Annotated in this window: 16 protein-coding genes; 8 read left to right on the top strand and 8 right to left on the bottom strand. The window is 72.5% G+C overall.

Features of this window, described 5'->3' with window-relative positions; genetic code table 11:
- Positions 1-164: 164 nt before the first annotated feature.
- Positions 165-248, bottom strand: coding sequence for a putative leader peptide (locus ACZ7LV_RS19690; RefSeq protein ID WP_349817350.1), 84 nt, complete (start codon positions 246-248; stop codon positions 165-167).
- Positions 249-383: 135 nt separating this feature from the next.
- On the opposite strand from ACZ7LV_RS19690, the gene ACZ7LV_RS19685 reads away from it, so the two are divergent.
- Positions 384-806 carry a secondary thiamine-phosphate synthase enzyme YjbQ gene (locus ACZ7LV_RS19685; protein WP_471940823.1) on the top strand — a complete coding sequence of 141 codons (423 nt, stop codon included), beginning with the start codon at positions 384-386 and terminating at the stop codon, positions 804-806.
- A gap of 47 nt (positions 807-853) precedes the next feature.
- Here ACZ7LV_RS19685 and ACZ7LV_RS19680 read toward each other — a convergent pair whose 3' ends face one another.
- A complete protein-coding gene (locus ACZ7LV_RS19680; RefSeq protein WP_471940821.1) occupies positions 854-1,501 on the bottom strand; it encodes a maleylpyruvate isomerase N-terminal domain-containing protein in 648 nt (215 codons plus the stop codon).
- A gap of 195 nt (positions 1,502-1,696) precedes the next feature.
- Here ACZ7LV_RS19680 and ACZ7LV_RS19675 point away from each other — a divergent pair, with 195 nt between their 5' ends.
- Together ACZ7LV_RS19675 and ACZ7LV_RS19670 are read left to right on the top strand one after the other, a co-directional pair.
- Positions 1,697-2,686: a pirin family protein gene (locus ACZ7LV_RS19675; protein ID WP_471940820.1), complete on the top strand. Its 990-nt coding sequence runs from the start codon at positions 1,697-1,699 to the stop codon at positions 2,684-2,686.
- Between the two features lie 193 nt (positions 2,687-2,879).
- On the top strand, positions 2,880-4,406 hold the full coding sequence (locus tag ACZ7LV_RS19670) for a serine/threonine-protein kinase (RefSeq protein ID WP_471940818.1): 1,527 nt from the start codon (positions 2,880-2,882) through the stop codon (positions 4,404-4,406).
- Between the two features lie 10 nt (positions 4,407-4,416).
- Here the strand turns inward: ACZ7LV_RS19670 and ACZ7LV_RS19665 are convergent, their stop codons facing one another.
- The 4 genes from ACZ7LV_RS19665 to ACZ7LV_RS19650 form a co-directional block, all read right to left on the bottom strand.
- The gene (locus tag ACZ7LV_RS19665; protein ID WP_471940817.1) at positions 4,417-7,326 is read right to left on the bottom strand and encodes an ATP-binding protein; all 2,910 of its coding nucleotides are present in this window, start codon (positions 7,324-7,326) and stop codon (positions 4,417-4,419) included.
- A 183-nt stretch (positions 7,327-7,509) separates the two neighbouring features.
- Positions 7,510-8,517 (bottom strand): (-)-alpha-amorphene synthase, encoded by a 1,008-nt coding sequence (locus tag ACZ7LV_RS19660; protein ID WP_471940815.1) that lies wholly within the window; start codon positions 8,515-8,517, stop codon positions 7,510-7,512.
- Positions 8,518-8,545: 28 nt separating this feature from the next.
- Positions 8,546-9,940 (bottom strand): cytochrome P450, encoded by a 1,395-nt coding sequence (locus ACZ7LV_RS19655; RefSeq protein WP_471940813.1) that lies wholly within the window; start codon positions 9,938-9,940, stop codon positions 8,546-8,548.
- 248 nt (positions 9,941-10,188) lie between these two features.
- Complete coding sequence (locus ACZ7LV_RS19650) at positions 10,189-10,764, bottom strand: TetR/AcrR family transcriptional regulator (RefSeq protein WP_471940811.1); 576 nt, start codon at positions 10,762-10,764, stop codon at positions 10,189-10,191.
- Between the two features lie 277 nt (positions 10,765-11,041).
- Between ACZ7LV_RS19650 and ACZ7LV_RS19645 the strand changes: the two genes are divergently transcribed.
- Genes ACZ7LV_RS19645 through ACZ7LV_RS19630 form a run of 4 tightly spaced genes read left to right on the top strand, consistent with a single transcriptional unit; the run spans position 11,042 to position 15,828 of the window.
- The gene (locus tag ACZ7LV_RS19645; RefSeq protein ID WP_471940809.1) at positions 11,042-11,614 is read left to right on the top strand and encodes a (2Fe-2S)-binding protein; all 573 of its coding nucleotides are present in this window, start codon (positions 11,042-11,044) and stop codon (positions 11,612-11,614) included.
- Positions 11,611-12,606, top strand: a complete 996-nt coding sequence (locus tag ACZ7LV_RS19640) for an FAD binding domain-containing protein (protein WP_471940807.1) — start codon at positions 11,611-11,613, stop codon at positions 12,604-12,606. Before ACZ7LV_RS19645 ends, ACZ7LV_RS19640 begins: the two co-directional genes overlap by 4 nt.
- Positions 12,603-14,720, top strand: a complete 2,118-nt coding sequence (locus tag ACZ7LV_RS19635) for a xanthine dehydrogenase family protein molybdopterin-binding subunit (protein ID WP_471940805.1) — start codon at positions 12,603-12,605, stop codon at positions 14,718-14,720. Before ACZ7LV_RS19640 ends, ACZ7LV_RS19635 begins: the two co-directional genes overlap by 4 nt.
- Positions 14,713-15,828 carry an XdhC family protein gene (locus ACZ7LV_RS19630; protein WP_471940804.1) on the top strand — a complete coding sequence of 372 codons (1,116 nt, stop codon included), beginning with the start codon at positions 14,713-14,715 and terminating at the stop codon, positions 15,826-15,828. Before ACZ7LV_RS19635 ends, ACZ7LV_RS19630 begins: the two co-directional genes overlap by 8 nt.
- Before the next feature lie 51 nt (positions 15,829-15,879).
- On the opposite strand, the gene ACZ7LV_RS19625 is transcribed toward ACZ7LV_RS19630, so the two are convergent.
- Entirely contained in the window at positions 15,880-16,266 is a 387-nt protein-coding gene (locus ACZ7LV_RS19625) for a DUF5997 family protein (protein WP_471940802.1), read from the bottom strand.
- A gap of 58 nt (positions 16,267-16,324) precedes the next feature.
- Between ACZ7LV_RS19625 and ACZ7LV_RS19620 the strand changes: the two genes are divergently transcribed.
- The gene (locus ACZ7LV_RS19620; RefSeq protein WP_471940800.1) at positions 16,325-17,116 is read left to right on the top strand and encodes a LysR family substrate-binding domain-containing protein; all 792 of its coding nucleotides are present in this window, start codon (positions 16,325-16,327) and stop codon (positions 17,114-17,116) included.
- 8 nt (positions 17,117-17,124) lie between these two features.
- Here the strand turns inward: ACZ7LV_RS19620 and ACZ7LV_RS19615 are convergent, their stop codons facing one another.
- On the bottom strand, positions 17,125-17,820 hold the full coding sequence (locus ACZ7LV_RS19615) for an HAD family hydrolase (RefSeq protein ID WP_471940799.1): 696 nt from the start codon (positions 17,818-17,820) through the stop codon (positions 17,125-17,127).
- Between the last annotated feature and the right edge of the window lies 1 nt (position 17,821).

Here is a 17,821-nt window from a genome sequence, read left to right as displayed (position 1 = left end):
GCGACGAGGCGAAGTGAGGGGCCGCCGACCCCGCCGCCGGCGCGACACGGAGAAGCGGCGGTCAGGCAAGGAGCGGCTAGCCCTGTGCGCTCCCGCTCAGAGCAGGACCGGCTGACCCACCCCAGGCAGGGGTGGACGCGAGGGCGCGAGAAGGAAGAAGGGCGTCAGCAGCCGCGGCGACACGCGGCGGAAGCCACCCGCAGCAGGTCGATGTGACCGCGCGTGGTGAGCAGAGCTGAACGCAACATGCGGCTGAACGTAGCCAGATGGCGTGTCCGCGGTCAATGGCCGTCTCGCCCAGTGGACCTGGCGTATCGGCGTCCGGGCGCGCGACGGGCCGCAGAAGTCGAGGCGGGCGTCGGGGATGGGTCAGGATGGGATACATGTCAGACGCGTTCACCACCCGAGTCCTCCAGGTCTCCTCCGGCTCCGAGGAGACGGTCGTCGATCTCACCCGTGCCTGCGAGTCCTTCCTGGCGGAGGTGGCCGCGGGCCGCGACGGCCTGCTCAACGTCTTCGTCCCCCACGCGACCGCCGGGATCGCGGTCATCGAGACGGGCGCCGGCAGCGACGACGACCTCCTCGCCGCCCTGCACACCCTGCTCCCCGCCGACGACCGATGGCAGCACCGCCACGGCAGCCCCGGCCACGGACGCGACCACGTCCTCCCGGCGATCGTCCCGCCCCACGCGACCCTGCCGGTCGTGGACGGGCGGCTGGAACTCGGGACGTGGCAGGCGGTGTGCCTGGTGGACACCAACAAGGACAACCCGGACCGGCAGGTGCGGTTGAGCTTCCTGGGCTGATCGCGGCCGCCGACCAGGTGCCCGCCCCCGGAAGGGCGGAAGGCGGGTCACCCGAGGTACAAGGGCAGTCGTCCCCCCAGTTCGGCAGCCTCGGTGTCGGTCGGACGGCGCCGTCCCGTCCCGAGCAGCAGGACGTCGCGGTCGGTGAGGGACGCGGGGTACGCGCCCCCGGCGATCTCCTCCAGCATGGCGCGGCTGCGGGCGAGTCCCTCCGGGGGCGGGTCCGCCAGGTGCGGGAGGTGTGCGACCAGGTCGAGGTGGTGCAGCGTCCACTCCAGGACGTACGCCGAGAGGTAGGCGTCCGTGGTGAGCACCTGGTCGCGTGTGCTGATTCGGAGGCCGGGGTCGGCGAGCGCGGCGGCTCGTCCGGCGGCGGAGCCGACGTCGTCGAGGTGGAACGTGAGCAGCGAGGGCTCCTGGTATGCCGCCGCGAGCCGGACGATCAGCGCGTCCAGCGGGTCCTCGCCGGTCGGTGCGGTGTCGGCCACCTCCCAGTAGGTCACGGCGTCGCGGGTCGGCGGGGCCTCCGTGGGCGTTGCGAGGGTGATCAGGACGTCCTGGGCGTCGATGACCAGATGGCACACCAGGTCCCGTACGAGCCAGCCGGCGCAGCCCGAGGGCTGGGCGAAGTCCTCGTCCGCGAGCCCGGCGACCGCCGCGCGCAACGCGGACCACGACTGCGAGAAGAGATCCACCTCGGGACCGTAATGCGGTGCCGCGCGGGCGTACAAGCGCATTCCCGTCGACGCCTGTCAGTACGCTGAGGTCCATCAGGGGTCCCAGGGGTCAAGTGGTACCCGCCAGAATGGTTTAATTGTCAACCGTTTACACTTCCCCGTGGTGGACGAGGCGCGGTCGCTGACCGCGGGAGCGGGCGGAAGGTGATCGCGATGAGCAACGTGGAAGCGGAGCCCTCGGAGGTACGGTGCGGAGCGCTGGTCGACGACCGGCAGCCGGCCGAGTCGCCGCGTGTCGACGTGCTCTCGGCGCGGGAGGTCCCCCTCGGCGGGCCGCGGGCGATGCCGGTACGGCGGACGCTGCCCCAGCGGGCCCGGACACTGATCGGCGCCTGGTGCTTCGCCGACCACTACGGCCCGGACGACGTCTCCCGCACCGGCGGCATGGACGTCGCCCCGCACCCCCACACCGGCCTCCAGACCGTGAGCTGGCTCTTCAGCGGCGAGATCGAGCACCGCGACACCCTCGGGAGCCACGCCCTCGTCCGGCCCGGCGAGATGAACCTCATGACCGGCGGGTACGGCATCGCCCACACGGAGGTCTCCACCCCCGAGACCACCGTGCTGCACGGCGTCCAGCTGTGGGTGGCGCTGCCCGAGGAGCACCGCAACACCGCACGCGACTTCCAGCACTACGTACCCGGAACCGTACGGCTCGACGGCGCCGAGATCAGGGTCTTCCTGGGGTCGCTCGCAGGCGACACCTCCCCGGTGCGGACCTTCTCGCCCCTGCTCGGTGCCGAGATCGGCCTCGCACCGCACGCGGAGATCACCCTCCCCGTGGACGCCGCCTTCGAGCACGGCCTCCTCGTCGACAGCGGCGAGATCCGCCTCGCCGGCACCCCGCTGGCCCGGGCGGAGCTGGGTTACGTCCATCCCGGCGCCGACTCCCTGACGCTGGTGAACGAGTCGGACGCGCCCGCGCGGGCGGTGCTGCTCGGCGGTACACCGTTCGACGAGGAGATCGTGATGTGGTGGAACTTCGTCGGCCGCAGCCACGAGGACATCGTGCGCGCCCGCGAGGACTGGGAAGCGGCCTCCGACCGCTTCGGCACCGTCGAAGGCTACCCGGGCGACCGCCTTCCCGCCCCGAGCCTGCCCAACGCCGTCATCACGCCGCGCCGCAACCCTCCGCGCCGCTGAGCTTCGCACGACGCCCGTACGGGGTCCGGCAGCCTCACACCGGACGGCGCGATGCACCGGTGGCAACGTGCGGGCCGCGGCCGGCCCGCGGACCCCGCTCGGGCGCACATCGGCCGATCTTCACCCTTGGGTGCGAGGTGGATCAGGGAGGTCGCCCCGCGACCGTGCCGCTTCCTGCCCTAACCTATGGCGGGTGAACGCACCGGGGGACATGGTCGACGGACGCTTCCAGCTGATCGAGCGGCTCGGCAGCGGGGGGATGGGCACGGTCTGGCGGGCCCGGGACACCGTGCTGCATCGCGACGTCGCGCTGAAGGCCGTACGCCCGGACGCCGAGGCGTCCGAGGCCGTACGGGAACGGGTCATGCGCGAGGCGAGGGCACTGGCCCGGCTCAGCAGCCCCTACGTGGTGACGATCCATCAGATAGTCGAGGCGGACCCCCATCCGTGGATCGTGATGGAGCTGGTGCCGGGCGTCTCGCTCCAACGGCGTCTCACGGACGGCCCGTTGGGACCGGCGGAGGCGGCACGCGTGGGCCGTCAGCTGCTCTCCGGGCTGCGTGCCGCCCACGCCGCCGGCATCCAGCACCGTGACGTGAAACCGGCCAACGTCCTGCTCCGCCCCGACGGCACCGCCGTCCTCACCGACTTCGGCATCGCCGCCCTCCAGGGCGCGAGCGCGCTGACGGTCACCGGCGAACTCGTCGGATCCCCCGAGTACATGGCGCCCGAACGGGTCCGTGGCCGCGGCGACGACCCGGCGGCCGACCTGTGGTCCCTGGGCCTCGTCCTGTACGTCTGCGTGGAGGGCGTCAGCCCGTTGCGCCGGGAGACGACCCTCGCGACGCTGGCCGCGGTCCTCGACGACCCTGTGCCCCCGCCGGTCCGCTCCGGTCCCCTCGCTCCCGTCCTGCAGTCCCTCCTCGTACGCGACCCGGCGGCGCGGCCCGGCGCCGGGCAGCTGGACACGATGCTGGCGCAGGCCGAGTCCGGCGCCACTCCGCAGTGGGCCCAGCCGACGCTGACGGTGGCACCGGGTCCGCCGCCTCCGCCGCTCCCGACGCCGACGCCGACGCGGCTGGACACGCCGCGTCCGAGCACTCGGTCGCGTGGCCGTGGGCCGCTCCTGATCGCCGCCGTCTCGGCCGCGCTGGCGGTGGGCGTGGTCACCGTCCTGGCCCTCACCCTGTTCACGCCCGACGACGGCAAGGGGGACGACAAGCAGACCGTCGGAGTGCGGGGAAGTTCGACGACCACCTCCTCGGAGCCGGCCGACCCGACTCCTTCGCCCTCGCCCTCGCCCTCGACACCGACGCCCAGCGAAAGCCCGACGCCGACCCGGCCCGAGCCGCCCGCGCCCTCGCCCTCACCGTCGGCCCCGGCCGAAGCGGGCCGCTGGATCGCCCAGCTCTACTCCGAGCCGGTCTCCACGGGCACCGCGGCGCGCGACCAGCGCCTCGCCCGGGTACGCGAGTCGGTGCCCGAGGCCGTCTTCGTCCGCAGCGACGACTACGCCTCACTGCGACCGGGCTACTGGGTGATCTACGCCCCCGGCCCCTTCGCGGACGGCCGCGCGGCGCTGACCTTCTGCGCCGAACGCGGGCGCACCACGCCGAACGACTGCATGGGCCGCTACCTGAGCACCAGCCCGGCCGACTACGCCCTCCAGTGCCGGCCACCGGCCACGAGCCCGACGGGGCGCTGCACGCGCGGGAGTTAGAGGCGCGGGGTCACGACCGCTGCCGGGGAAACGCCTCCAACGCCCGTGCCAGCCCGGCCGCGTCCGTCCCGACCTTGCGATACACCAGGGACAGCAACTGCCGAACCCCCTGCTCGGTGAGCCGCAGCTCCTTGGCCACGACCGCCACCGGCTTGCCCAGCGCGGTCAACTCGGCGGCACGGCGCTCCTGTGCCGAGAGGGTGTCCGTCTGGGCGTAGCGAAGGGGCAGGGGGCGCAGACCGGCGGCGGAGAGCTCGTCCCGCGCACGCGCGGCCAGGGCCTCCGCGCCGCAGTGCACGGCCCCTTCCAGCCCCTGGTACAGCCGGTCGGCGGCCTCCTGCACCCGGCCGTTGCGAGAGAGCGCGGCACCATGACCGACCAGTGCCCGCGCGAGTTCGTACGCCGCGGGCGATCGCTGCAGTGCCTCCACGGCCTCGGCGTACAGGTCCAGTGCGGCAGGCCCACCGGTCACCTCCGCCTCGGTGTGGAGCGCCTGCCCGATGGTCGAGGCCGCGCCGAAGTCCCGGGCCCGCTTGACCGCGTCACGGGCCAGGCCGACCGCCCGTTCCGGCGTGGACGGCGCGACGGCGTACGCCAGGTTCAGCTGCCACGGGCACCAGGCGGGGTTGCGCCACGCCCGGGTCTCCAGGCGTTCCCCGACGGCGGTCAGCAGACGTTCCGCTTCCGCCTGCCGGCCCTCCGCCAGAAGCAGCTCGGAGTAGACCGTGCGCGGATCCGGGTAGATGACGGCGTTCGGGACGACGTCACCGTAGTGGTACGCGTCGACGAGTGCGCGGGCGTCGGCGGTGCGGCCACGGGCCAGCAGCGTCTGGATGAGGATGCCGATGGCGAACCACTGAGCGGGGACGGCGCCCTCCACCCGCTCGGCGGTGCGCAGGCCCTCCTTCACCCAGTGCTCCGCCTCGGTGAGCAGGCCTCGCCGGTAGCGGATGTAGCCGAACAGGGTCTGGCCGACGGCCAGGTGGGAGCCGCGCCAGCCCTTGCGCGCACACTCGGCCATGCCCTTGGTGAAGAGCTCTTCGGCCCGCCCCGGCTGGTCCCCGTACATGAACACGAGGGCGACGGAGACGGGTACTTCGAAGCCGCGGTTCTCCTCGGTCCAGCTCATGCCGTCGCGCAGGGCTTCCTCGGCGCAGGTGAGAGCGGTGTGCCGGGGCTCGCCACGGACCAGCGCGTCCCAGCCCCGCAGCCCCAGGATGTAGCGCTCCTCCAGGCCCCGGCCGGTCAGATGGTCGGCGAGCCGTGCCAGCCTGCGGGAGCGGGCGGGGGAGTCGGGTTCGTCGGCGCGGAACATGCTCCACACGAAGTGATCCGCCTGCATGCGCCATTTGACCCGCGCGTTGGTGGCCTGACGCGCCTCCTGCTCGGCCACGGCGGCCGCCTCCGCCATCTGGTCCGTGTGGGCCAGCGCCTGGGTGAGGCGGTAGACGATGGAGGCACGCAGGTCGGGCGGGATCCCCGGCTCGGTGAGCGCCTCCCGGAGATGCCTGACCGTGGCCGTCGGCTCGATCAGGAAGGTGGAGCAGGCCAGGTCATGGAGGAGTGCGGCACGGTCCTCCGCCTCGGGCGGCTCCTGCAGTGCCCGGGCGAGCAGCCGCCGGGCGGCCTCGGGGGCACCGGCGCGAAGGTACTCGCGGGCCGCCTCCCAGAGACAGGTGACCGCTTCGGCGTTGCTCTCGCAGGGCACTTCGAGCAGGTGCCGGGCCGCGGCGGTGGGGCCGAGCCCGGCGGCACGGACCGCCACCGCGGCCGCGTTGTGCATGCCGGCCCGGAACCGAGGGCGGATCGACCGGTAGACGGTGGTGGCGATCAGCGGGTGCACGAACTCCAGGCCGCCTCCCGGCCCGTGGCCCTCGGCCAGGATGCGGGCCGCCCGCAACTGCTCGGTGGCCTCGGTGGCCTCCTCGCTGCCGATGCACGCGATCGTGGCGGCGATGTCCGGTGAGAACGGGGCGCCCAGCACGGCGCCGGCCTCGGCGAAGTGGACGGCGCTCGTGCTGAGCCCTCCGAGGCGTTCGATGAGGCCCGGCCCTTTGACCGCCGTCGCGAGATCCCGCATGGCCGACAGGTCGTCCGTCGTGCCTTTCAGCTGTCGTTCACCGAGCCTGATCGCGAGTTCCACCGCCTCGAAGGGACTTCCGCTCGTGACTTCCCAGCATTCGTCGCAGAAGCCGTCGTCGGCCCCTTCGCCCAGCTCGTCGCGCACGATCCGCGCCACGGCGGCGCGGGTGAGCGGTGCCAGCGAGTAGGGGCGAATCCCCTGGCTCGTCACGAGAGCGCGGAAGGGGGCGGCCTCGGGCGGCAGTTCGTGGGGCCGGTAGGCGACGACGACGAGCAGCGGGAGGCCCTCGGCACGGGCGGCGAAGGAGGTGAGCCAGCCGAGGGACTCGATGTCGGCCCAGTGCAGGTCGTCCAGGAGCACGACCACGGGTGCCATCGTCACCGTCAGCCGCGTCATGACCCAGTCGAGCCCGTCGCGCACGCCGGCCGGATCGGGCATCTGGTCGGTCTCCGTCGCCTCCAGCCCGAGGGCGACCGCGACGATGTCGTACCAGCTCCCGAGGAAGGTGCGGAGCTGCTGCCGCTCCATGGTCGCGAGGGCGGGCTGAACGAGCTGGCGCACCACGTGGAACGCCAGCTCGTGCTCGTTCTCGCCACCTCTGCACGAGAGCACGGTGAACCCGTGTGCGACGGCCCGGGCACGTGCCTCCGCGAGCAGCCTGGTCTTGCCCATTCCGGCGGGGCCGGTGAAGGCGAGCAGTCTTCCCGGCCCCTGGTGCGGGGTGCCGTCGGCGGCACCGCGAAGCTCCGACAACGCGGCTTCGAGCCCTTGCAGTTCCCGGTCGCGCTCGAACAATGACCGGGGCTCCGTGATCGGTTGTCGCGATGCTGGCGCCATGTGCGCTACCGCTTCCTGTCATTGATCCTCGGAGGACAGAGCCGAGAGTACGCGCCGGTCGACGCTCCGTGGCCGAATCCCGGTGTGAGGATGACAGGTACGGGTGAATCGGGCGGCGGCACGGTTTGATTGTCAGTTCTTCGGGTAAAGTCCTCCGGTCCTCGCCTGTCGCGCCGCTGGACCTCATGGACCCACACGCGCCACGGCCGCGTCCTCGTACCGCGGTACGGTCCGCGACCAGTGGTAGCAGCCACGGATCCAGCCGATCATGCCTTCCACGTAGCCGGCGCCCGCAGGGCTCAACTCCGGTGCGATCCTCGCGTGCAGTTCCTCGAACTCATGAATGGTGTCGTTGATCTGCCGTACGGCCAGTGCGACCGCCGTCGGCAAGGAGCACCGTTGCGCGCGCTGATGGGCCAGGGCCAGATTGATCAACCCGCCGGCCCGCTGCTCCTTCACCGTGGAGAACAGGTCGGCCGTCCACACGGCCGCGTCGACCGACAGCCGCGTCATGCGCTCCATCACCGGATGGTGCAGCTCCTCGTCGCTCAGCTCGCGGGACTGCGCCGCCTCGTAGAGCGGGTAGAAGGGTTCGACGCCCGCGGTGAGGGACCGTACGGTCGTGCAGACACCGGTCGAGACGGGTGCGGAGTCCGTCTGGGCCACGGATTCGTGGAGCAGACCGTGTGCGTACTCGCGACTCCGCCAGCTCCACCGGGCCGCCTGCGCGGGGGTGCACCGCTCCTGTACCTGGCGGCGGAGGTCGGTGAGCGCGGCGCCCAGGGGGGTACTGGGAGCCCGGCCGTCCCGCAGAATTCCGATGGTCTCGCTCAGCATGGGCAGCAGCCTGCCCGGACGTCGGCGTCCGACTTCTTCGGCTCGGTCGTCGAAGACGAATTGATAGGCGATCTGATGCGCCACGATCTGGAGAATGTCGCGGTCCACCGTCGGGCTGTTGTAGGACGCGAGCTGGGCGGGCCGGGTGCGGACGATCATGTCCGCCACGGCCGGATCGTCGGTCAATCCCCATGCGCTCAGCCAGGCGTCGACTCCGGCCGCGACATCGGCCTCATGAGGATTGCTGAGAAACGGGAAGGGCATGTAGAGGGACGCGTCTATCAGGTCCTTGAGCGTGCCTCGGGAAAGTTCGCCGTACGTCCTGGTCGGGATCTTCTGGCGTACTGCGGGCATCTTTGTCACCTGCCGTTCGGAAGTCCTGTCATGCCTGACGTGGCTCGCAGATCATCGCGAGGGACCGCGGACCCAATGTCACCGCCGGACGCGGCCGCCTCTCCCGCCCCGGTACCGGCCGCAGACGCCAGTGAGCGGCCACCGACGCGACCCCCACCATCGCCTCCGCGACAGCGAACCGGTCGCCGATGCATTTGCGGTTGCCCGCGGCGAAGGGCAGCATCGCGCCCTTCGGGACGGCCGACTGCCGCTGCGGCAGCCAGCGTTCGGGAAGGAACCGTTCGGGCTCGGGGAAGGACGCCGCGTCGTGGTGCAGCAGATAGGGGCTGTACAACACCATCGCTCCGCGCGGCAGCCGTCGCCCGCCGAGCTCCGTCTCGCGCGTGGTGATCCGGGTGAACAGCCAGCCGGGCGGCCGCGCGCGCAGGGTCTCGGTGACCACGCACCGGGTGTACTCCAGCCGCGTCAGCTCCTCGTGACCCGGCGCCCGCCCGTCGGGGAGCACCGCGTCGACCTCGCGGTGCAGCGCGCGCTCCGCCTGCGGGTTCACCGCCAGCAGACCGAACGCCGAGGCCAGGCACATCGCCGTGGTCTCCACGCCGGTGAGCAGGAGGGTGAGGACCTGGTCGTGGATCTCCTGGTCGGTGATGCGGGGGAGTGCCGTCCCGCTGCCGTCCGGGGCGCCGTGGCCCGTGCCCTCCCGCGCGGCGAGCAGCGTGCCCAGGAGGTCCTCACGCGGCGGAGCCACGCGTCGCTCCGCGATGATCGTGTCGATCAGTCCGTGCAGCCGGCGCAGCGCGTCCCGGTAGCGCCGGTTCGCGGGCGTGGGGACGCGGAAGACGGCGTCGACCGGCACGACCGTGCGGACGAACAGGCCCCGCACCACGGCGGCGAGACAGTCCCGCACGACCGCCGACCGCTCGGCGTCCAGCGACCCGGAGAACAGCACCCGGCTGGTCACCCGCGTGGTCAGGGTCATCATCGCCGCGGTCACGTCCACCACCTCGCCCGCCCGCCACCCACGACACAGCGCGCCGGCCTCCTCGGCCATCAGCGCGGTGTACGCGGCGATCCTGGACGGCTGGAAGCCGGGCTGCAGGAGCGTGCGCTGGCGGCGGTGCTCGGACTGGGGGCAGGTGACGATGCCGTTGCCCATGAGCGCGCCGAGCCGGTCGTACTGCGTGCCGCCCTTGTCGAAGGTGTGCGGGTCCATGAGCATCCGGTGGACCAGCCGCGGATCGCAGAGCATCCAGGCGCGCTGCGGACCGAGGCGTAACTCGACCAGATCGCCTTGCGCGGGAAGGGAATTCAGAAAGTCGAGCGGGCGCCGGAACAAGGCAATAGCATGACTGACGGGCGGGAATATGCCTGGTGCAGTACCCACCTTCGATAGTCGCGTCGGATCGGTCACGGCACCGCTCATCGAATACCCCCTGCCTCAGCCGACACACGGAATGCCGATGACTGCTCACCGGCCCCGCTCTTGAATCCTTGTTCTGCCCAGTGCAACCCGGGACCGGGCCCGCGAATGCCTTTTTCCGGGGGCGCACGGGAGCACAAAGAAGCGTCGGTGAACGGCAGTTGATATCGCTTGCACGAAACGACTATTGACTTCGGCGAAATGCGGTGGACCGTCGACGGGCCGCGGTGCTCGACCTCGGCACGGGGGCCTCAGCGCCCCGGAGCCCCCGCCCGCAGTCCGTCCATCACGAGGTCCAGCAGCCGGGTGGCACGCGTCTGCCAGTCGGTGTGGGGGTCGAGCTGCCAGAGGCCGGAGATGGCGAGGGTGAAGTCGTCCGCGGTCACGTCGGGGCGGACGGTGCCGGCCTTCTGGCCGGCGCGCAGCAGGAGGTCGGCGGCGGCGATCACGGGGGTGGGGCCCGGCTTCTGCGCTCCCGACGAGCCGATGGCCTGCCGGATCGCCTCCGCCAGACCCGCCTTGGTCATGGCGAAGCGGGCGAGGTGGTCCATCCACGCCCGCAGCGCCTCGTCCGGCTCCCGGCTCTCCAGCAGCTCGGTCGCGCTGTCGGCGACCTGCTGCATCTCGTGCCGGTAGATCTCCAGGACCAGCGCCTCGCGGTTCGGGAAGTTCCGGTAGAACGTGCCCTGCCCCACGCCCGCCTTCTTGGCGATCGCGCTCAGGGGGGCGTTCGCGCAACGGGTCAGTTCGGCCACCGCGACCTCCAGGATGCGTTCGCGGTTGCGCTGGGCGTCCGAGCGCTGGGGCCCTGCCTGCTTCTCCTGCACTCGTCCTCCCCACGGGCCGTGCGCCGAGCCCGGTCTTGCTAAGCGGACAACTGTCCGTTACGTTGGATGAGAATGGACAGTTGTCCGGTTGACACCACCATAGCGGCGAGCGAGCGGTTTTCGCCATGTACAGCGCCCTTTGCGGCCCCCTCCGCCCAGCTCCGACCCCCCACCTCCGACCCCCACCTTCGCCGGTCTCCCCGCCCTCGCCTCCGACGTTCCACCTCGTCCGTTCTTCCTCGTCCGCGTGCCTCGGATACGTGAAAGAAGGCTGATCATGGCCCCCTCGACGTCCAGCGCCATTACCTTGAACATCAATGGCGAGAAATATCCGCTGTCCGTCGACCACCGCACCACCCTGCTCGACGCACTGCGCGAGCGCCTCGATCTGACCGGTACGAAAAAAGGCTGTGACCAGGGTCAATGCGGTGCCTGCACCGTCCTGGTCGACGGTCGCCGGACCGTGTCCTGTCTGCAGCTGGCGGTCGCCGCCGACGGGCGGGAGATCACCACCATCGAGGGCGTGGCCGACGCTGACCGGCTGCACCCGGTGCAGCAGGCGTTCCTCGACCTCGACGGCTTCCAGTGCGGTTACTGCACACCCGGACAGATCTGCTCGGCGATCGCCGTCATCGAGGAGCACGCGGCCGGCTGGCCGAGCGCGGTCACCGACGACGTACGTCCCGAAGCGGGTCCCCCACCCCTGACGCCGGAGGAGATCCGCGAGCGGATGAGCGGCAACCTGTGCCGCTGCGCCGCCTATGTGTCGATCGTCCAGGCCGTCGGCCGCGCGGCCGACCAGCACCACGCGTCCGACGTGCGCGACGAGACCGAGGAGGCGGCGGCATGAGGGAGTTCGGCTACGAGCGCGCCTTCGACGTCTCCGGGGCCGTCGCGCTGCTCGGCGACGACCCGGACGCCCGCTTCCTCGGCGGCGGCACCAACCTCGTCGACCTGATGAAGACCGGCGTCGAGCGGCCAGCCCGGCTCGTCGACGTGCGTGAGCTGCCCCTCGACCGGATCGAGCCGGCCGAGGACGGCGGACTGCGCATCGGCGCCACCGTCACCAACAGCGACCTCGCCGCCCACCCCGAGATCCGCCGCCGCTACCCCCTGCTGACGCAGGCGGTGCTGGCCGGCGCCTCCGGGCAACTGCGCAACATGGCCACCGTCGGCGGCAACCTGCTCCAGCGCACCCGCTGCGGCTACTTCGCCGACGTGACCCAGCCCTGCAACAAGCGCGTTCCCGGCAGCGGCTGCCCCGCCATCACGGGGGAGCACCACAACCACGCCATCCTGGGCGCCTCCGACGCCTGCGTGGCCACCCACCCCTCCGACATGGCGGTGGCGCTGGCCGCCCTGGACGCGGTCGTCTCCTACGAAACGGCGGACGGGCCCGGGGAGTTGCCGCTCGCCGAGTTCTACCGGCCGGTCGGCGACACCCCGCACCTGGAGACCACTCTGCCGCAGGGCGCGCTGATCACCGCCGTCACCCTGCCGCCCGCCCCGGTCGCCGCCCGCTCCCGCTACCGCAAGGTGCGTGAGCGTGCCTCGTACGCCTTCGCGATCGGCTCCGTCGCCGCCGCGCTCGACGTCGAGGACGGGACCGTACGAGAGGTGCGCCTCGCGTTCGGCGCGGTCGCCTCCCGGCCGTGGCGGGCGCGCAAGGCCGAGGAACTGCTGACCGGAGCCCCCGCCGACGCCGCGACCTTCGCCGCCGCGGCGGACGCCGAACTGGCCGCTGCCCAGCCGCTCCCGCACAACCGATACAAGGTGACCCTCATGCGCAACCTCGTGGTGGCCGTGCTGACCGAACTCGCCGAGGAGGCCGACGCCCGATGACCACCGTCACCCGCCCGACGTCCTCCGTCGGAACCCCCCACACCCGAATCGAGGGCCGGGACAAGGTCACCGGCGCCGCCCGCTACGCGGGGGAGATCCCCTTCGCCGAACTCGCCCACGGCTGGCTGGCGTTGTCCACGATCGCCCGTGGCCGCGTCAGTGCCCTGGAGACCGACCGCGTCCTCGCCATGCCCGGCGTCCTCACGGTGCTCCACCACGGCAACGCGCCCCGCCTCGACACCGACCACATCGGCCTCCTGGGCGTCCCGCCCGACCCGTCGGCCGCGCTCTTCCAGAGCGACCGGGTGCCGCACGCCGGCTGGCCGGTGGCGCTGGTCGTCGCCGAGACCTCGGAGCAGGCCCGGGAGGCCGCCGAGGCGCTGGTCGTGCACTACGCGCAGGAGCCGCACGAGGTCGTCTTCGCCGCCGACCACCCCGGGGCCCGGCCGCTGGAGGGCCACATGCCGGCGGTGACCGAGAAGGGCGAACTGGAAGCCGAACTCGCCGCGTCCGCTTTCGTCGTCGACGCCGAGTACACCACGCCGGAAGAGCACCACAGCCCGATGGAGCCGCACGCGACGACCGCCCGCTGGGACGGCGGACGGCTCGACGTCTTCGACTCCAACCAGGGCGCCACCTGGGTCCAGGACAGCCTCGCGAAGATCTTCTCCCTCGACCCGGGCGCGGTGCGGGTCCGCTCCGAGCACGTCGGCGGCGGCTTCGGCAGCAAGGGCGTCCGAGCCCACCAGGTGGCCGCCGTGATGGCCGCCACCGCCCTCCAGCGCCCGGTCCGGGTCGTCCTGACCCGCCGTCAGATGTTCACGCTGGCAGGCCATCGCAGCCCCACCACGCAGCGTCTGCGGCTCGGCGCGGACGCCGACGGACGACTGCGGGCCCTGGAGCACCGCTCCCTCAACCACACGTCGACGGTGTTCGACTACGTCGAGCCCAGCGCCGGCGTGGCCCGCGTGATGTACGACGCCGACGCCCACCGCACGGCCAACGAGGTCGTACGGCTCGACGTGCCGACCCCGACCTGGATGCGTGCGCCGGGCGAGGCACCGGGTGCGTTCGCGCTGGAGTCGGCGCTGGACGAGCTCGCCGAGAAGTGCGGCATCGACCCCATCGCCCTGCGCGCCCGCAACGAGCCCACCGCCGGACCCGTCTCCGGACTGCCCTTCAGCAGCCGCAACCTGCTCGCCTGCTTCGAGGAGGGCGCACGCCGCTTCGGCTGGGCGGACCGCGACCCGCGTCCCGGTGTCCGCCGGGACGGACGCTGGCTGATCGGCACCGGCACGGCGGCGTCCTCCTTCTTCGCCGGGGCGGCGCCCTCGACGGCCGCGATCACGGCCGAGGCGGACGGCACCTTCACGGTGCGCACCGCCGCCGCGGACATCGGCACCGGAGCCCGTACGGCACTGACCCTGGTGGCCGCGGACGCGCTGGAGGTGGCGCCGGACCGGATCCGGGTGCGGATCGCGGACAGCGACTTCGGGCCGGCGATGATCGCCGGCGGTTCGATGGGCACCCGGTCCTGGGCCTGGTCGATCACCGTCGCCGCCGGGGAACTCCGCGAGCGGCTCGCCCTGGGCGCGGACATCCCCCCGGAGGGCATCACCGTCCGGTCCGACACCACCGCGGCCCTGGGCGCCCTGTCCGCCAAGGAACGGCACTCCTTCGGGGCGCAGTTCGCCGAGGTCGCCGTGGACGTCACCACCGGCGAGGTACGGGTCCGGCGGATGCTCGGCATCTTCGCCGCGGGCCGGATCGTCAACCCGCTGACCGCGCGCAACCAGCTCGTCGGCGGCATGATCTGGGGCATCTCCATGGCCCTGCACGAGGAGGCCGTCCGGGACCGGGCCTCCGGCGCCAACGTCGGCGCCGACCTCGCCGGTTACCACGTCGCCGCCCACGCCGACGTGCCCCCCGTCGAGGCGGACTGGGTGGACGACCCCGACCCCGACGACCCCGTCGGCATCAAGGGCATCGGCGAGATCGGCATCGTCGGCGCCGCGGCCGCGGTCGCCAACGCGGTCTGGCACGCGACCGGCGTACGCCACCGCGACCTGCCCATCCGGCCCGACCGTGTCCTGCGGGCGGCCACCGATGCTTGACATCGCGGGCGAACTCGCGGACTGGGTGGCGCAGGGCCGTGACTTCGCCGTGGCGACGGTCATCTCCGCCGGCGGCAGCGCCCCGCGTGCCCCCGGCGCGGCCCTGGCCGTCGACACGGAGGGCGCGGTCATCGGCTCGGTCTCCGGCGGCTGCGTCGAGGGAGCGGTGTACGACCTGTGCGTCCAGTCCCTCCAGGACGGCGAGACGGTCGTCGAACGCTTCGGCTACAGCGACGAGGACGCCTTCGCCGTGGGCCTGACGTGCGGTGGCGTGATCGAGGTCCTGGTCACGCCGGTCACCCGTGAGTCACGGCTCGTCCGGGACGCGCTGGCGGCCGCGTCCCGGGGCGGGACGGTGGCGCTGGCGCGGGTGACGAAGGGCCCCGAGGGGTTGCTCGGCAGCCCGCTGCTGGTCCACGCCGACGGTACGTACGAGACGGAGGCGCCCCGTGAGGGGCGCGGTGCACCGGACGCGGCACACCGCACCCGCGCCGTGACCGAGGCCCACGCCATGCTGACCGAGGGCCGCACGGGCACGCTCGAACTCGACGGGCTCACCCTGTTCGTGGAGTCCGAGGTGCCCGCACCCCGCATGATCGTCTTCGGCGCGATCGACTTCGCGGCCGCCCTCGTCCGCACCGGCAAGCTCCTCGGCTACCACGTCACCCTCTGCGACGCCCGCGCGGTCTTCGCGACCCGTGCCCGCTTCCCCGAGGCCGACGAGATCGTCGTGGACTGGCCGCACCGCTACCTCCGGCGGACCCGGACCGACGGGCGCACGGTCCTGTGCGTCCTCACGCACGACGCCAAGTTCGACGTACCGCTGCTCACCGAGGCTCTTCGGCTGCCGGTCGCGTACGTCGGCGCGATGGGGTCCCGTCGCACCCACGAGGACCGCGAGCGGCGGCTGCGCGAAGCGGGGCTCGGGGAGCGGGAGTTGGCCAGGCTGCGCTCACCGATCGGCCTGGACCTCGGCGCCCGTACGCCCGAGGAGACCGCCGTGTCGATCGCTGCCGAGATCATCGCGGCCCGGCAGGGCGGCACGGGCCTGCCGCTGACCGGCTCGGGCACCCCGATCCACCGGAAGGAGGCCGCCGTGGCCGCGTAGCGCGGCGACGGCAGATCAGCCAAGCGACGCCCGGCAGGGGGGCGGGAGGCTTCAGGAGTCTTCTGCCTGAGCCTTCCGCTCCTTCAGCCGGGCCGCTTCCTTGCGTACCTCGGCCTGCGTGGCCTGTTCCTTCTCCAGCCACTCGGGACGTTCCTGCTTCAGTGTCTCGATCTGCTCGGTGGTGAGCGGCTCGGTCATCCCGCCGCGCGCCAGCCCCGCGATGGAGACGCCCAGCTTGGCAGCGACCACCGGCCGCGGGTGCGGGCCGTCGCGCCGCAGCTCCCGCAGCCACTCGGGCGGGTCGGCCTGCAGCTCGTTCAGCTCGGCGCGCGAGACCACGCCCTCCTGGAACTCGGCGGGGGTGGCGGGGAGGTACACACCCAGCTTCTTCGCCGCGGTCGAGGGCTTCATCGTCTGGGTGGTCTGGTGCGACTTCATGCACTCCAGACTATCCGCCGGATACGAGACATCCGACCACAGCCGGTAACCTGGCGGCGTGACAGGCACGGAAGCACCCTCCACGTTCCGGCTCGCGTACGTCCCTGGGGCGACACCCGGCAAGTGGGTGCGGATCTGGAACGAGCGCCTGCCCGACGTCTCCCTCTCCCTCCTCCCCGTGACGGCCGCCGAGGCATCCGATGTGTTGCGCGACGGGGGCGCCGACGCCGGGATCGTCCGGCTGCCCGTGGACCGTACGGTCTTCAGCGCGATCCCCCTCTACACCGAGACGACGGTCGTCGTGGTCCCCAAGGACCACCTGATCACGGCGGCGGACGAGGTGACCGTCGAGGACCTCGCCGACGAGGTCGTCCTCCACCCCCTCGACGACGTGCTCGGCTGGGAGCGGCCGCCGGGGGAGCCTGCCTTCGAGCGCCCCGCCACCACCGCCGACGCCGTAGAACTCGTCGCGGCGGGCATCGGCGTCCTCGCCGTCCCCCAGTCCCTGGCCCGCCTCCACCACCGCAAGGACCTCACCTACCGGCCGCTGGTGGACGCGCCCCAGTCGGGCGTTGCCCTGTCCTGGCCGGAGGACGCGCACACCGACCTGGTCGAGGACTTCATCGGCATCGTGCGCGGCCGGACGGTGAACAGCACCCGCGGCCGCACCCAGCCGGAGACCCGTCCGAACGACAAGCGCGGCGCCGAGGCCGCCGCGAGCCGCAAGCCGGCGGCGAAGCAGGCCTCACGGTCCGGCACCGCCAAGGGCGGCGGCAAAGGCGGTGCCAAGGGCAGCGGCAAGGGCGCTTCTCAGGGCGCCCGCCGCGGCAAGCCCCGGCGCCGTTCCTAGCGGCGAGGTCAGCGGGTGCGGGCCGAGTGGGTGAGCCAGTCGAACGCCGCCTGTGCCGTGAACTCCGCCTGTCCGCCGCGCACCAGCAGCCCGGCCGTCGCGAACTCCGGGCCGTCCGCCTGGTCGGCGACATAAGGCAGGGCGATGCAGCGCATGCCGGCCGCGTGGGCGGCGGCCACGCCCGGGGCGGCGTCCTCGACGACCACGCAGTCGGCGGGATCGGCCCCGAGGCGGCGGGCGGCCTCCAGGAACACGTCGGGAGCGGGCTTGCCGTGGGCCACCTCGTCGGCGGAGACCAGGGTGCGCAGGGTGCCGTCCAGGCCCGTACCGGCCAGCACCGCCGCGATGGCCTCGGGTGAGGAACCCGAGGCCACGGCCATCGGGACGCCGTCCGCGGCCAGCAGTTCCACGAGCTTGTGCATCTGCGGGTAGGCCCGCGTGGAGGCGTGGGCGAGTGCGAGGTAGCGCCGGTTCTTGGCGGCGAGCAAGTCGGCCACCGGGGCGCGCAGTCCGTAGCGTTCGCGCCAGTCGACGATCGTGTCCAGCGTGCTGATGCCGATGTACCGCTCGTGCTCGGCCCAGGTGTAGTCCGGCACGCCGTGCTCGGCGAGGGTCAGCCGGCCGGCCTCGTAGTAGTTCGGCTCGCTGTCCACGAGCGTGCCGTCGAGATCGAAGATGACCGAGAGGCCCGCGAGATTGCTCATG

It is taken from the genome of Streptomyces sp. NPDC107562, assembly GCF_055657325.1.
The sequence above is the reverse complement of the archived record's forward strand: the minus strand, read 5'-3'. Positions and strand labels throughout refer to the sequence as shown.

Excerpts from the sequence above, each read along its gene's own strand:
- ACZ7LV_RS19690 (WP_349817350.1), bottom strand. The coding sequence starts at position 248 with ATGTTGCGTTCAGCTCTGCTCACCACGCGCGGTCACATCGACCTGCTG.
- ACZ7LV_RS19685 (WP_471940823.1), top strand. The coding sequence starts at position 384 with ATGTCAGACGCGTTCACCACCCGAGTCCTCCAGGTCTCCTCCGGCTCC.
- ACZ7LV_RS19675 (WP_471940820.1), top strand. The coding sequence starts at position 1,697 with ATGAGCAACGTGGAAGCGGAGCCCTCGGAGGTACGGTGCGGAGCGCTG.
- ACZ7LV_RS19665 (WP_471940817.1), bottom strand. The coding sequence starts at position 7,326 with ATGGCGCCAGCATCGCGACAACCGATCACGGAGCCCCGGTCATTGTTC.
- ACZ7LV_RS19660 (WP_471940815.1), bottom strand. The coding sequence starts at position 8,517 with ATGCCCGCAGTACGCCAGAAGATCCCGACCAGGACGTACGGCGAACTT.
- ACZ7LV_RS19655 (WP_471940813.1), bottom strand. The coding sequence starts at position 9,940 with ATGAGCGGTGCCGTGACCGATCCGACGCGACTATCGAAGGTGGGTACT.
- ACZ7LV_RS19645 (WP_471940809.1), top strand. The coding sequence starts at position 11,042 with ATGGCCCCCTCGACGTCCAGCGCCATTACCTTGAACATCAATGGCGAG.
- ACZ7LV_RS19640 (WP_471940807.1), top strand. The coding sequence starts at position 11,611 with ATGAGGGAGTTCGGCTACGAGCGCGCCTTCGACGTCTCCGGGGCCGTC.
- ACZ7LV_RS19635 (WP_471940805.1), top strand. The coding sequence starts at position 12,603 with ATGACCACCGTCACCCGCCCGACGTCCTCCGTCGGAACCCCCCACACC.
- ACZ7LV_RS19630 (WP_471940804.1), top strand. The coding sequence starts at position 14,713 with ATGCTTGACATCGCGGGCGAACTCGCGGACTGGGTGGCGCAGGGCCGT.
- ACZ7LV_RS19625 (WP_471940802.1), bottom strand. The coding sequence starts at position 16,266 with ATGAAGTCGCACCAGACCACCCAGACGATGAAGCCCTCGACCGCGGCG.
- ACZ7LV_RS19615 (WP_471940799.1), bottom strand. The coding sequence starts at position 17,820 with ATGAGCAATCTCGCGGGCCTCTCGGTCATCTTCGATCTCGACGGCACG.